The sequence below is a fragment of the Microbulbifer jejuensis genome, from assembly GCF_047289955.1.
Taxonomy (GTDB): Bacteria; Pseudomonadota; Gammaproteobacteria; order Pseudomonadales; family Cellvibrionaceae; genus Microbulbifer.
Genome location: NZ_JBLBUB010000013.1, coordinates 60,934 through 74,653, shown reverse-complemented (window position 1 = coordinate 74,653; position 13,720 = coordinate 60,934). Strand labels below are relative to the sequence as shown.

At 59.5% G+C, this 13,720-nt stretch carries 16 protein-coding genes; all 16 read left to right on the top strand.

Going from position 1 to position 13,720, the window contains the following annotated elements:
• Positions 1 to 3 precede the first annotated feature (3 nt).
• The 16 genes from ACL7TT_RS10090 to ACL7TT_RS10015 all read left to right on the top strand — a co-directional run bounded on the left by ACL7TT_RS10090 (position 4) and on the right by ACL7TT_RS10015 (position 13,688).
• Positions 4 to 1,062 (top strand): head maturation protease, ClpP-related, encoded by a 1,059-nt coding sequence (locus ACL7TT_RS10090; RefSeq protein ID WP_413395136.1) that lies wholly within the window; start codon positions 4 to 6, stop codon positions 1,060 to 1,062.
• 3 nt (positions 1,063 to 1,065) lie between these two features.
• Positions 1,066 to 1,437, top strand: a complete 372-nt coding sequence (locus tag ACL7TT_RS10085; RefSeq protein WP_413395134.1) for a head decoration protein — start codon at positions 1,066 to 1,068, stop codon at positions 1,435 to 1,437.
• A gap of 92 nt (positions 1,438 to 1,529) precedes the next feature.
• The gene (locus ACL7TT_RS10080) at positions 1,530 to 2,579 is read left to right on the top strand and encodes a major capsid protein (protein WP_413395132.1); all 1,050 of its coding nucleotides are present in this window, start codon (positions 1,530 to 1,532) and stop codon (positions 2,577 to 2,579) included.
• A 52-nt stretch (positions 2,580 to 2,631) separates the two neighbouring features.
• Positions 2,632 to 3,219 (top strand): hypothetical protein, encoded by a 588-nt coding sequence (locus ACL7TT_RS10075; RefSeq protein WP_413395130.1) that lies wholly within the window; start codon positions 2,632 to 2,634, stop codon positions 3,217 to 3,219.
• A gap of 23 nt (positions 3,220 to 3,242) precedes the next feature.
• Entirely contained in the window at positions 3,243 to 4,019 is a 777-nt protein-coding gene (locus ACL7TT_RS10070) for a hypothetical protein (RefSeq protein WP_413395128.1), read from the top strand.
• Between the two features lie 406 nt (positions 4,020 to 4,425).
• Positions 4,426 to 4,719: a hypothetical protein gene (locus ACL7TT_RS10065; RefSeq protein WP_413395126.1), complete on the top strand. Its 294-nt coding sequence runs from the start codon at positions 4,426 to 4,428 to the stop codon at positions 4,717 to 4,719.
• A 10-nt stretch (positions 4,720 to 4,729) separates the two neighbouring features.
• Entirely contained in the window at positions 4,730 to 5,158 is a 429-nt protein-coding gene (locus ACL7TT_RS10060; protein ID WP_413395124.1) for a hypothetical protein, read from the top strand.
• 14 nt (positions 5,159 to 5,172) lie between these two features.
• Positions 5,173 to 5,937: a hypothetical protein gene (locus tag ACL7TT_RS10055; RefSeq protein WP_413395122.1), complete on the top strand. Its 765-nt coding sequence runs from the start codon at positions 5,173 to 5,175 to the stop codon at positions 5,935 to 5,937.
• Positions 5,938 to 6,029: 92 nt separating this feature from the next.
• Positions 6,030 to 6,464, top strand: a complete 435-nt coding sequence (locus ACL7TT_RS10050) for a hypothetical protein (protein WP_413395121.1) — start codon at positions 6,030 to 6,032, stop codon at positions 6,462 to 6,464.
• Between the two features lie 2 nt (positions 6,465 to 6,466).
• Positions 6,467 to 6,691, top strand: coding sequence for a hypothetical protein (locus ACL7TT_RS10045; protein ID WP_413395120.1), 225 nt, complete (start codon positions 6,467 to 6,469; stop codon positions 6,689 to 6,691).
• 3 nt (positions 6,692 to 6,694) lie between these two features.
• On the top strand, positions 6,695 to 9,469 hold the full coding sequence (locus ACL7TT_RS10040; protein WP_413395119.1) for a tape measure protein: 2,775 nt from the start codon (positions 6,695 to 6,697) through the stop codon (positions 9,467 to 9,469).
• Positions 9,470 to 9,472: 3 nt separating this feature from the next.
• Positions 9,473 to 9,841 (top strand): DUF2460 domain-containing protein, encoded by a 369-nt coding sequence (locus ACL7TT_RS10035; protein ID WP_413395118.1) that lies wholly within the window; start codon positions 9,473 to 9,475, stop codon positions 9,839 to 9,841.
• An 11-nt stretch (positions 9,842 to 9,852) separates the two neighbouring features.
• The gene (locus tag ACL7TT_RS10030) at positions 9,853 to 10,722 is read left to right on the top strand and encodes a DUF2163 domain-containing protein (RefSeq protein WP_413395117.1); all 870 of its coding nucleotides are present in this window, start codon (positions 9,853 to 9,855) and stop codon (positions 10,720 to 10,722) included.
• A complete protein-coding gene (locus tag ACL7TT_RS10025; RefSeq protein WP_413395115.1) occupies positions 10,719 to 11,150 on the top strand; it encodes a C40 family peptidase in 432 nt (143 codons plus the stop codon). Before ACL7TT_RS10030 ends, ACL7TT_RS10025 begins: the two co-directional genes overlap by 4 nt.
• A gap of 62 nt (positions 11,151 to 11,212) precedes the next feature.
• Positions 11,213 to 13,216, top strand: a complete 2,004-nt coding sequence (locus tag ACL7TT_RS10020) for a phage tail protein (RefSeq protein WP_413395113.1) — start codon at positions 11,213 to 11,215, stop codon at positions 13,214 to 13,216.
• A 4-nt stretch (positions 13,217 to 13,220) separates the two neighbouring features.
• Positions 13,221 to 13,688 (top strand): hypothetical protein, encoded by a 468-nt coding sequence (locus ACL7TT_RS10015; RefSeq protein ID WP_413395111.1) that lies wholly within the window; start codon positions 13,221 to 13,223, stop codon positions 13,686 to 13,688.
• Positions 13,689 to 13,720: the final 32 nt, after the last annotated feature.

The window sequence follows — 13,720 nt, the reverse complement described above, 5'->3', positions numbered from 1 at the left end:
CGCATGTTTCAATTTTTTATTCGCGGTGAAGAAGGTCAACCGCACCAGATACTGATTTTTGACGTGATTGGTTTGGATTACTGGGAGGATTCCGTTACCGCCAAGAATATCGTCGCCAGTCTGGCCGAGATCGGCGACGAGGCGGTGTTGGTACGGATCAACTGCCGCGGCGGCACCCATGAGGACGGTATTGCCATTTACAACGCCCTGGGCAATCACAGTGGTGAAGTGACCATCCGTATTGAAGGTTACGCCTGTTCCATGGCCACGGTGGTGGCCTGCGCCGGCGACCAGGTGGAAATTTACGAAACTGCGCTGGTGATGTTGCACCGCGCTTCCATCAGCGCCTGGGGAAACGTCAACGAGTTGCTCGCGGCTGCCGAGGAGCTGGAAAAAGCCGACCAGTCCATGGCCACGGCCTACAGTCGCAAAACCGGGAAAACCGCGGAGGAGATGCTCGCGCTGCTGGACGAACAGCGGGATACCTGGCTGAGCCCGGAGGAAGCGAAAACCCTCGGCCTGGTGGACGAGGTGATTGTGCCGCAGAAGTTTACCGCGTTACTGAATAAGGAAGCGGCGACGGCACTCGCGGCGGGGGAGGGGGCAGCCATCCTCGGGAACCTGCAGCCACCGGAGACCGTCAAGACGGCACTGGCCGGGGTGCCCGGTGCGGTGGCCTTCCGTGTCGATGGCAAAACCGTCGAGGCGATCAAGGCTGGAAGTAAACCCAGCGCCGAACCGGGTCCGTCGCCCGGCAAGAGTGAACCAGCACCCGGGAAGGATGCACCGGACCCGATTCAGGCCGAGCGGGAACGGATCAAGGCGATCCGCACCCAGGCACAGAGTTGCGGTGTGTCCGCCGACGACGATCTGATTGATCAGCTGATCGATGAGGGGGTGACGGAGGCCATGGCCGGCAAGATGCTGCTGGCGGTCAAGCGCGGCACCCAGGCCAGCACACCCATTCGCAGCAACCACCATTCCGACCAACCCGCAGGCGGTGCCGAGCAGGTCAAGACCGGCTGGGCCAAAGCCTACAACACTCTCCCTGGGAGGCCATAAGCCATGACACTGACCGAAAACCTCAACCGCCCCGGTGCGCATATTCTGCATGAACAGCACACCCAGTTCAGCCGCGAGAGCGGCGTTACTGTGAGTGGCGGCAAATATCTGGCCGGCACCGTGCTGGGCCGTATTACCACCTCGGGCAACTATACCCAACTGAACCCCGGCGCCAGCGACGGCAGCGAGGTGGCGGCGGCGGTGTTATTTTCTGCGGTGGATGCCAGAGACGGTGGCAAGCCCGGCACCATCAACGATATTGCCACCCTGTATGACGACCGGTTGCTGTTGTGGCCGGAAGCGATCACCGAATCGCAAAAAGCCGCCGCCATTGATCAGCTGCGCGCGGCACAGCAAAAAGTCCGCAGCAACTGAATCGACGCTTTCTGTTCCCCGTCCGGCGGAACCAGGCCCCGACCTCAATAAGATCCGATTAAACCCGACACTCATTACGGAGAGACCCCACTATGGAACTGGTCGATATTTTAGCGAACGACGCTTTTAGCATGGTGTCCATGACAGCAGCGATTGCCACCGCGCCCACCCAGCCGAGAGAGCTGAAAAACAGCGGCGTCTTTGTGCAGGAACCCATCCGTACAGAAACGGCGGTGATTGAATTCAAGGAAGGCAAGCTGGAGATCGCGCCGCTGGACGAGCGCGGTGCAACTTACAGTTCCAGTAGCGATAAACCCAGAACAGTCCGTCACTTTAAGACCAAGCGTGTTGCCCGGCACAAACGTCTTACCGCCTCGGACCTGGCCTTTGTGCGTCAGTTTGGTTCCAACGAAACGTTGATCGTGGAAGAGATGCAAAAGGAAATCGCCCGCTGGCAGACCGGCGGTGGTGGTCTGATGGACCAGTGCGAGAACCGCCTGGAACTGATGCGCCTGGGTGCGCTCAACGGTCTGTTGTTGGATCATAACGGCCGCACCGTGTACGACTTCTACAGTGAATTCGGTATTGTCGCGCCGCCGAAGGTGTTTCTGGATATTGCCAACACCAGTGAATTCCAGCTGCGCAAAAAGGTGGAGAGCAAGATTACCCGCCCCATGCGACGCAAGGCCAAGGGGCGCTTTATCGGTGAAGTAAAAGCGCTTTGTGGCGAGGAAGCCTGGGATGCACTGATGGCCAATGCTGAGTTTAACAAGCGCTACGAGGCGGCTGCAGACGCCAAGATGGCCGGTAAACTCACCGAGGGCACCCTGGGCACGGAAGTGAGTTTTGCCGGGGTGACCTGGAAGGAATATTTTGGTGCGGACGATGGCACTAGCATCAATCTGGAACCCGCCGAGATTAAATTCTTTCCCGGTAAAGGCTCCAACCTCTTCCGACATATTCTCTCTCCCGGTGAGACCTTCGACGACCTCGCCCGGCAAGGGCAGGAGTGGTATTCCTATCTGGTGCCGGATAAGGATTTTCCCAGCCCGCGTTGGGTGGATCTGTATGTGGCCCAATTCCCGATGATCGTCAATACCGCGCCGGATCTGGTGTTCACCGCCTCCAGTGCAGCCAGTTAAACGTACAGGCGGCGTTTCCAGAATGCGTTCATCCATCGCGAGGCGATAATCCATGAGTAAGTCAAAACAGAGTAGGGCAAAGCTGATCCAGGCTTTGTCCGCCCTGGGCGTTTCGGAAAGCGAGTACAAAAACCTGAACACGATTGGTGAGATGGCAGCGCTGCTGAAGCAAAAGCAGGCTGAGAAAGTGCTGCAGGATGCGGTCACCAGTCCCGGTGATATCGATACCGAGGAACAGGAATCCGATACCAGGGAACAGGAATCCGATACCGGGGAGCCTGGAATTGATTCCGGAGAGACGAAGGCTGCTTCCGGTGAGCAGGAAATTCATAACGGAAACCCGGACCCGGATGAGGACCTCGACTTGGATTACGATCTGGACTCGGGCCTTGATCTCGACCCGGACAATCAGAGCACGGAAACCCAGCGTGATTCGGAACTCCTGAACCTGCGTGCCCTGTGCGGTTTTGAGGTCAAGGTGATCGATAGTGCCATTATTGATGGGCGCCGGTTGGGCAGTGGTGAAATGCTCAAGGTCGGGGGTGGCGAAGTCTTCCAGGCTGGAAGCAGGACCTGTGCGCACCTGGCCGGCTATCGCGTTGTCGAGCAGGTCATGCCGGGACATGTTTATTTTATGTAGCCTCTAGGGGGGGGAGGGGCACTGTGTCCGATTCCATCATTATCGACAAAAGCCGTTTCGAGCGCCGTATGCAGCGCCTCGCGCGGGATTCCCCCAAAGTCGCCGCGAATGCGCTGAACTACCTCGCTTTCAATACCCGCGAGGAGATACAGCGGGAGATGCAAAGTATTTTCGACCGGCCTGCGCCCTTCACCCTGCGTGGTGTGCTGGTGGAGAAAGCGAGTGCGCAGAACCTGCAGGCAAAGGTATTCCTGCGCGACGAGGCGTTTAAGGGTATCCCGCCGGCCAAATACCTGCAGGGGCAGGTTTACGGGGGCGGGCGCAGACACAAACGCTTTGAGAGAGCCCTGCAGCGCATTGGCCTGCTGCCCTCGGGGATGTACGCCGTGCCGTCAAAATATGCGCCTCTGGATAAAAACGGCAATTTCCCCCGCGGCGAACTGATCCGGCTGCTGTCGCAGCTGCGCGCCTTTGGCGAGCAGGGCTACAAGGCCAACGCCACGGCCAAAGGTCTGGCCAGGCGCTGGAAGGGCAGCAAAAAAAAGCGCGGCTCGCAATATTTTGTCTTGCATGAACAGCGCGGCAAGCTGTCGCCGGGTATTTACCTGAAAAAAAACTACGGCAACGATAGCAGCATCGGGCACCTGCAGATGGGGGCGGCCAAACCGATGTTTATTTTTGTGAAGGCGCCCAGCTACCGCGCGCGCTTTCCGTTTCGCAAGATCGCCGCGCGGTTCGCGCGGGAGAATATCCAACGGGTATTCGCCAAGGCCGTCAAGCGGGAACTCCGCAAACGCTAAATAGTGGGCAATCCTCCACGCTTGCACCCGGCTCGCCGGGTTTTTTTATTTCTGTATACGGGAGTTGAACGTGACATTCCTTTATCGTTATTTGGCCTCAATAGCCTTAATGCAGTATGCGGGTTTTGTCCTGCTTTTACTCTGGTCCTGGTTTGTTGTTCCTCTTGGCATCCCCCAAATTACCTTTTCCTGGGCTGTCGGTATTCTGTGTCTAGCGTTAGTGTTTGATCCTCGACTCTCGGAGAGAATGCCGCCATCCTGGTCGAGCTGTTTATTTCTGGCAAGTTTCGTCACCAAGCTATGGTTGGTTGGTTTTATCGCAAGTCGCTTTATGTAGCTGTCTCAGTCCGCATTTACCACAAAGATAGAACCCGGTTCGCCGGGTTTTTTATTGGGACGTTTAATCATGCCTGATCGTGAACAGAAACTCGCCGAGCACGCCCTGCGACTCTTCGGCAAGGAAGCTTTCTATAAACCCGACAGTGACAATATGCCCTGCCGGGTGCAGGTGGATGAGGGGGTCGATCAGATGGCCGATACCGCCTTCCGGGAAACGATGCTGACCTTTCTGGTGCGTGTGATCGGCAAGCATGAGGAAAAAGCCACCCTGGAGGTGCCGGAGCTGGGGCAGACGTTCCGTATCGGTAAATTGATAGAGGATGACGGCTACCTGCGCACCGTGCAGGCAGCGCGCCTTTAAGGAGAACGCCATGCAGTCCTTGTTTATCGGCGATATCCACGCCGCGCTGGAGACGCACCTGGGCATTATCACCGAGGCCAACGACTACCGCACCGATGCCGGCCAACGGGTAAGCACCGGCTTTGCCGCCGATGCCACCGGCAGCTATCTGAATGATGAGGTCCGCGATGACAGTCTGGTGATACAGCCGGACAAACTCTCCCGCGAACACCAGCAGGGCAGGTTGTCGCTTCAGGTATTCGGCTTTACCAAAAACCCGCACCTGTCTCAGCTCTATGCCCTGGAGGACGATATTCACAAAGCCTTGCGAGATACACACTTTCACCCGCGCCTGAGCAAGGTTGAATTCGGCTCGGTCAAGTTTGGTTCCGGCAGCAATAGTGAATATTTCGGCGTCAGTGTGCCGATCACCTTTTCTTTCACCCACACCTCTTTTTAATTCAGGAGAACATTATGGCCCAGTACCTGTTTGGCTCCGGCATCCTGTGGGGCATTCCGCTGCAGGATGCCAACGGCAACACCATTGCCAGCCCCACCCCGGTGCAGTTCGGCGAGCTGCAGAACTGCTCGGTGGATTTCAGCTTCGAGACCAAGACACTGCACGGACAGAACCAGTTTCCGGTCGCGGTGGGGCGCGGTAAGGGCAAGGTCACCGGCAAGGCCGCCTTCGCCCGCATCAACGGTCTGCTGTTCAACTCGCTGTTCTTTGGCCAGTCCCTACAAAGCGGCATTGTCAGCGATGTCTTCTCCACCGATGGCCTGGTGATTCCGGCTGCCCCTGGCGAGATTACCGTCGAGCCACCCAACAGCGGCAGCTTTGCCTTTGACCTGGGTGTGCGGGATGAGTATGGCAACACCATGGTGCGCGTGAATTCGGCACCGAACACCGGCCAGTACGCGGTGGACGGGGACGGCAAATACACCTTCGCGAGTGCGCAGGCGAGCAAGCGGGTTTATATCAATTACCAGTACACCGCCGACAGCACCACGGCAAAGAAAATGACCATCAAGAACCTGCCCATGGGTTACTCGCCCACCTTCAAGGCGGAGTTGTTTATGCCCTACCAGGGCAAGTCACTGATCGTCACCCTGCCGAACTGTGTCAGTGCCAAGATGAGCCTGTCCACCAAACAGGATGATTTTGTGATGCCGGATCTCGATTTCGAGTGCTTTGCCGATCCCAACGGCGATGTGGTAACGCTGGCGTCCTCTGATTAACTGCGCACCCATTTTTCTCACTGAATATTCATCCTGAGCCAGCCCGGCAGTGATTGATTGCTGCCGGGCTTTTTTTTGGAGCACAGCACACTATGAGCAAACAGAAAAAATCGGCATCGCCCTCACGGGTGTCAGCAGACTTGCCGGCACCACATATGGTCCGGTTTAAAGGGGTTCCCATTGAGTTGGGGGATAAGACTTTTATTTTTCCACCTTTGAACCTGGGCGCTTTGGAACAGCTGCAGGAGCGCCTGCAAAATTTCTCCGCCGATACCTCCCCGGAATCCATTAGCGTGGTGATCGATGCCGCACTCGCATCCCTGGTGCGCAATTATCCGGAGATTACCCGCGCGGAAATCGTCGAGATAATCGACCTGGGCAATATGCTCGAAATCTTCCAGGCGGTGATGGATATTTCCGGGCTGCGGCGCAAGGCACTGGAGAATCTGGACAAAGAAAATCAGCCGGCGCCGGAGGTCGCCGCGGACGCGGACCCTTCGACTGGGGAGAACTCTACACCCATCTGAGTATGGTTTTTGGCTGGACCTGGGCGCATATCCGCGAAAACGTGGACCTTCCCCAACTCGAAGCCATGAACCGCTATTGGAAGAGGTTTCCCCCCGTCCATGTCCTGGTGGCCGCCTTTGTGGGCTACCAGGGTGGCAAACCCTCATCGGAGCCAGGCAGTGCGGAAGAGCTGCTGGCGATGTTGCCCCTGAAAAACGCCCCACCGCAACCCGATAAACCGGATTGAGCCATGAGCGATACCGATATTGAAATCCGCCTGTCCACCAGGCTCGACGAACTGCGCGGGGATATGCGCCGGGCGGAGCGGGTGGTGAATCAATCCCTCGGCAGCATCAAGGGCCAGTTTAAGGAGTTTCAGGGCCAGCTGAGTACCGTGCGCAACCTGATTATCGGCAGCGGCCTGGTGCTACTGGGCAGGCAGGCGGTGGGTGTGATGTCCAGCTTTGAACAGTTGCAGATCCGTTTAACCGGTGTGATGGGCAGTGTCGCCGAGGGCGAGCGCGCCTTTGCCTGGATCAAGGACTTTGCCACCGAAACCCCTTACCAGGTGGACCAGTTGGCGGCGTCCTTTGTGCGCCTGAAGGCGTTCGGTCTCGATCCCACGGACGGCACCCTGCAGGCGCTGTCCGATACCGCGGCCAAATTCGGCGGCGACTACCAGACCCTGGAGGGGATCACCCTGGCGGTTGGGCAGGCCTGGGCCAAACAGAAACTGCAGGGGGAGGAAATCCTGCAGCTGGTGGAGCGCGGCGTACCCATTTGGGACCTTTTAGCGCAGGTCACCGGCAAGAACACCGCCGAGTTGCAGAAACTGTCCGCGCAGGGTGCCCTGGGCCGCGATGTGATGGCCGCGCTGGTGGAAGAGATGGGGCGTATGAACGCGGGTTCCAGCCAGGCCCTGATGCAGTCTTTGTCCGGCAGCTGGTCGAACTTGCTGGATAACATCAAAAACGGCCTGGATGCAGTGCGCCAGGCGGGCGGCACCAACGGCATTAAGCAGTTACTGGGTGATATTAATACGCTGTTTGAACAGTCGGATGGTGCCGGGCAGTACGCTGAGGTCACCGCTCGGGCCATCAACCTGGTGCTCGATGTGGTGCGGGAACTGCTGCGCACCCTGGGAGACCTGGGGGCGATTGGTGGGGAGGTATTTAGCGGACTCGGTGCTGCCGCAACCGATTCGTCGAACAAACAGCAACAGGCGCTGGCGCCCCTTGGGGTATTGCTGGAAGGGTTGCGCACGTTGTTTGTGGGTTTCGGTACGGCGGTGCGGTTGATCTGGCACAACCTCAAATTTGCCACGATGGAGTTAATTAGCGAACTGGAATATGTATTCAGTGGATTCTCCGCGTTCTGGGATGTGCTGGTGGAGCAGTTCAACAGTGGGTTGGATCGTGCGCAGATACGCATAGAGAGTTTCAGCGAGATCGCGAAAAAGGTGCTCAAGGGTGACTTTGCCGGGGTTTCGGAAAGCTGGCGTGCGGCTACGGCAAAAATTGAAGCGGAGCTGGAAGCCAGCCGCAAACGTATTGCTGATCGCCATGCGCAAGAGGCCGAGGAAAAGCAAGCCAACCTATCGGCGCGGGGTCAATTGCGGGCAGACTGGCAGCAGGGCAATTTTACCCTTGCCCAGGATGGCAATGACCGCCTCAACCGCCGTGGCCAATACGATCCCTTCCAGCCGGACACCGGGGACAATACGGGCAGTACCAGCGACAGCAACACCGGTAATAACGCCCGTGGTGGCAGCAAGGTTAATTCATCCACTGCCTCTGCGCTTGACCTGGGCAGCGGCAAAGCCTCCGTTTCCGGTTTTGCCGCCGAGCTGGCGGCCATCAAGGCCAGCCACCAGTTGGCCAATAACCTGCGCCAGGTATCCATTGCCGACGAGATTGTTTTTTGGCAGCGCAAGCTGTCGATAGTGCAATCCGGCTCCCGCGATGCCGCCACCATCGAGGGCAAGGTCCTGCAACTGCAGGTGCGCGAACAGGAAACGGCGCACAAGCAGCGCCTGGCCCTGGACACCGCTGCCCGAGAAGCCCAGCAAAAGGTGGCCGAAGAGCGGCTCAAGACCGCCGAGCAAACTGCGCGCACGGAAGTGGACTTCGGTCTGATCAGCCAGGGTGCATACCTGCAGCGGCTGCGGGATTTCGAGGCCCGGCGTTTTGAGATTGCCAATGCCAATCTGCAGGAGCGGCTGACCCTGCTCTCCATTGAGGGCGAGGCCCACGAGACGGAAACGGTGCGCCTGCAGGGAGAACTGGAAGCCCTGCGCGAGCAGCACAACCGCCGTCTGCATGAAATAGACACCCAGGCCAAGGAGGAATCCCTGGCCCGGTGGCACGAGCTGGGGCAATCCATCAACGGCCTGTGGGACAAGGGCCTGCAGGCGATGCTGCAGGGCACCCTGACCTGGAAAAATGCCATGAACGCCGTTTGGGCGGAGATGGGCAAGTTTTTTATCACCAAGGCGGTGATGGAGCCATTTAAACAGTGGGCGGCAATCCAGGCGACCAAACTGGCGCAGCAAATCGGTTTTATTAAAACCGAGCAGGCTGTAGAGGGTGCAGCGGCTGGAAAAAGCCTGGCCACCTCCGCCGGCACGGCCATGGGTAAGATCGGCAATTCGGCCGCAGCCGCGGCGGCGGGCGGGGCGGAATCCCAGGCCAGCATTCCCTATATCGGCCCGATTCTGGCGGTGGCCGCGGTGGCCTCGCTGCTGGCCACGGTGGGTGCGCTCAAGGGCAATATCAAATCCGCCCGCGCAGGCTACGACATCCCGGCCGGGATCAACCCACTCACCCAGTTGCACGAGCAGGAGATGGTGCTGCCGGCGCAACACGCCAACACCATCCGCCGCCTCGGTGAAGGGGAGGGGGGATTTGAGGAAGAGCCCCCTGTGGAATTTAAGGGACAGCGCCTGGGTAACTTTTTCATGATGCACATGGATGACCTGGGCAAAGCGATTGCCGAGTTGCATCGCCGCGGTGCATTGGGGAGGTAGATCGTGAGCGATGCCATTTTTCCCATAAACCTGCCGGGCCTGTCGATCAAGTTGCGCCGCACACCGATATTCAAAACCCGTGTGCAGGAATCCGCCAGCGGCCGGGAGTTCCGCGCCCGCTACCAGCGGGAACCGCGCTACAAGTACCGCCTGCGCTATGAGTTTCTGCGCAGCGATCCGCCGCTGCAGGAGTTGCAGCAGCTGGTGCAGTTTTTCGAGGACCACTACGGGCGCTGGGATTCCTTTTACTTCGACGATCCCTATGACGGTGTGCGCCGCCGCGTGCGTTTTTTCCGCGACCATCTGGATGTCGAACGGTTTCTGATCCAGCTCTGGGAACTCAAATCCCTCGAACTGATTTCCGTGAAATAAGCGGTGAATGTATGCGAAACGCCTCCGCGCAGTTGATTGCCCTGTTAAATGGCAACAATACTTATTTGATTGCCGACCTCTACACCGTCAGCCTGTTGACGGGAGAAACCTACCGCTGGAATACCGGCGATACCGACCTGACCCTCGATGGCAAGGTGTTTCGCCACACGGGTCCGATTATCGAGCGGGACAGAATCCGCCTGAAAACGGGACTCGAAGTGGACGTGCTCAATGTCACCCTGAAAACCGGCGACAGTCCGCAGGCCGGGATCGACCATCATATCCAGGGGCGCACACTGCCGGCCGCCGCCACCAACGGCGCCCTCGATGGCGCTCGGGTCAAGGTGCAGAAGGTGTATATGCCCACCTGGGGTGATACCAGCCCCGGTGCGCTGCTGATGTTCGAAGGGGCGGTGGCGGCAGTGGACCCGAGCCGTAACCAGGTGCAGCTGACGGTGAAATCCGAGCTGGACAAATTAAACCAGCCCATGCCGCGCACCCTGCTCAAGCCGGGCTGTGCCTATAACGTCTACGATGCCGGCTGCGGCCTGTCCCGCAGTGCGCTCACGGTGACCGGCACCATCGGCACAGGTTCCACCCGGCAGGTGATCAAGAGCGGTCTCGGCCAGGCGAGTCAGTATTTTGATTTGGGTGTGCTCGCCATCACCAGCGGTCCCGCGGCGGGCAGCCGGCGCGCAGTGCGCGCTTATGCCGGGGGCGGCTTCACTCTGTCCATGCCACTGGGCGTTGCGCCGCAATCCGGCGACAGTTTTAAAGTTTATCCGGGCTGTTATCGCACCCGGCCCGCGTGTGCGGCGAAAAATAACAGCAACCGCTTTCGTGGCTACCCCTATGTGCCGGTGCCGGAGCAGGCGCGATGACAGCAGCAGAGCAACGTGCGGCGGTGGTGGCCGAGGCAAAAACCTGGCTGAACACGCCCTACCGGCACCAGGGACGGGTGAAGGGTGCCGGGGTGGATTGCGGCATGCTGTTGCTGGAAGTGTTTTCCGCAACGGGTGTGATCGAGGCCGGCGCGGTGGAGGACTACCCGCGGGACTGGCATTTACACCGGGGCGAGGAGCGCTACCTGGGCCAGGTATTGCAGCACGCGCAGGAAATCGCGGGGCCGGGGCAGGCGGGGGATATTGCGGTGTGGCGGTTCGGACGCAGCTTTGCCCACGGCGCCCTGGTGGTGGACTGGCCCACTATTATTCACAGCTATGTGGGCCTCGGTGTGGTCTACGGCGATGCGCTGGCGGATCAGGATCTGGCCGAGCGCCCTTACAGAATGTTCAGCTGCTGGACCTAGCAAAAAAATTGTTGGAAAACGACCGGCCCAGTGCCGGTTTTTTTATTTCCGGGACGGGATTTATGGGCGGATCAAGCACAACCACCACCATTGAAGCCGGCGAGCAGCTGGCCGGTATCCAGCTGCAAACCAGCACCTATGGCAGCGGCCTTACCCTGCAGTATGGCAGGAACCGCGTTGCGGCCAAGCTGATCTGGCACGACGATTTCAGGGCGATCAAACACGTTGAGAAGCAGCGCTCCAGTGGCGGCAAGGGCGGCGGTGGTGGCAAGAGCACCATAAAAACCGAATCCTGGAATTATGAGGCATCGATTATGTTTGCCCTGGCCGAGGGGCCTATCGGGGGTATTGGTCGCTGCTGGGTGGATAAATCGGCGGGTGCCCTGAACAGCCGCGCCACCGGCAGTGGCTGGACCTTTTTCCGCGGCAATCGCAGCCAGGCGCCCTGGAGTTGGCTCACAAGCAGGCACGCCAGCAAAGCGGTGGGCTATGCCGGCACCGCGGTGCTGGCCAATCCCCGCCTGGATCTGGGCGAGTCCGGTGCCCTGAAAAACTACAGTTTTGAAATCACCGGTTTCCTCAGCGATACCGGTTTCAGCGGTGACGCACATCCCGCACAGGTGCTGCCGGATTTTCTCAGCAACGCCTATTACGGCGCGGGCTGGGACAGGGCGCGTATTGGCGATCTGTCCGACTACAACGACTACTGCCGGGCCATGGGGTTTTTTATCTCGCCGGGGTTTTCGGAGCAGCGGCCGGCACTCGAGTGCGTGGCCGATTTGCTCACCGCGACCAACAGCGATGCGGTCTGGTCTGACGGGGTATTAAAAATCCGTCCCTATGGCGATGAACCGGTCAGTGGCAACGGCGCCAGTTATTCCCCCGAGGTCACGCCCCTGTACGACCTCGATGACGATGATTTTCTGAGGGACGGCGATGAAGATCCGGTGCAGGTGGAGCGCAAATCCGCCTCCGATGCCCACAACAGCCACCCGGTGGCGTTTTCGGACCGCCGCCAGGCGTACAACGAAAGTCTGGAGGAAGAGCCGGACCCGGTGGATGTGGAACGGTTTGGGGTGCGCCAGGCCCCCAAGCGCTCGCTGCGCATGATCACCCGCGCCGGCCACGCCAAACAGCTCTCACGCATTCTCGCGCAGCGCAGTATCTACACCAAAAACCGCTACACCTTTTACCTGGGCCTACGCTATGCGCTGCTGGAGCCCATGGACCTGCTGACACTGACCGACCGCGGGCTGGGCCTGGACCAGCACCCGGTGCGTATCCTGGCGTTTGAGGAGGATAGCGAGGACCGCTTTCGTGTGGTGGCGGAGGAGTGGCCGTTCGGCATCGCCCACGCGGCCCTGTTCGAGGTGCAGGACGGCGACGGCACCGCACCGGATGTGAATGCCGATCCGGGCTATGCCAATCCACCGGCCATCTTTGAACCGCCGGCCATCCTCACCGGCGGTGACCCGGAACTCTGGCTCGCCACCAGCGGCGGCGCCCTGTGGGGGGGCTGCGAGATCTGGATTTCCCGCGATGACGCCAGCTACCAGTTGGTGGGCGCTATCAATACCCGCGCGCGCCACGGTGAACTCACCGCCAGCCTGCCAAGTGGCGGGGTGGGCGATAACAGCAACACCCTGGCGGTGCAGCTGGAGGGCGGCGGCGAGCTGTCCAGTGTCAGTGCCGAGGACCGGGATGACCTGGTGACCCTGGCCTGGGTGGACGGCGAGCTGCTGGCCTACCAGAGCGCCACCCTCACCGGAGCCGATGCCTACGACCTGAAGAAATTCAAGCGCGGCTGCTACGGCACACCGATCACCAGCCATGCCGCCGGCAGCGGGTTTGTGCGTATGGACGAGGGGATATTCCGCTACGCGCTGCCGTCGAGCCGTATCGGCCAGCAGTTTTATATCAAGCTGGTGTCGGTCAATGTCTGGGGCGGTGGCAAGCAGGCTATCGCCGAGATTTCCCCGTACGTTTACACCGTCACCGGCCGGGGGCTGTTGCCGGCCGGCCCCAGCAATTGCGCCATGCAAATCAGTAACAACAAGCCTTCTTAAAACTATGATTTACAAACATCGCCGTTATTACGAGGACGACTGGCGTGACGGTATCCACCGGCCACCCGGTGGACGCCCGACCGTGCAGCGAAAAAAGTGGCTGGACATCACCTGGACCTTTGCCGAGTTTTTTCCCGCCGGCCAGCTGAGTGGCTTCGAGGTGGCGATCCTCAACGGCACCGATCTCAATGATCCCTCTAAATTGATTCGTGCACCGGAAATCGTTGCTGCAGACGAGCGCCGTTTGACTGTCTCGGTGTCTTTGGGCACCAATCTCAATAATGCCCGCGCCGCTGTGCGCGCCCTCTATGGCGGTGCCAAAAGTGCCTGGACCGTGCAGGGGGTGGGGCAGGTATTGCATGCAGACGGCGAGGAGCTGCCGACGCTGAGCGAACTCAACGACGTGCAAGCGCAGGCGGTGGCGGCACAGAACGATGCCGTGATCGCCCTGCACTCGGGGACGTCCCGCTAGTGCCGTAGCAAGACACGGCGGTGGCGGACGCG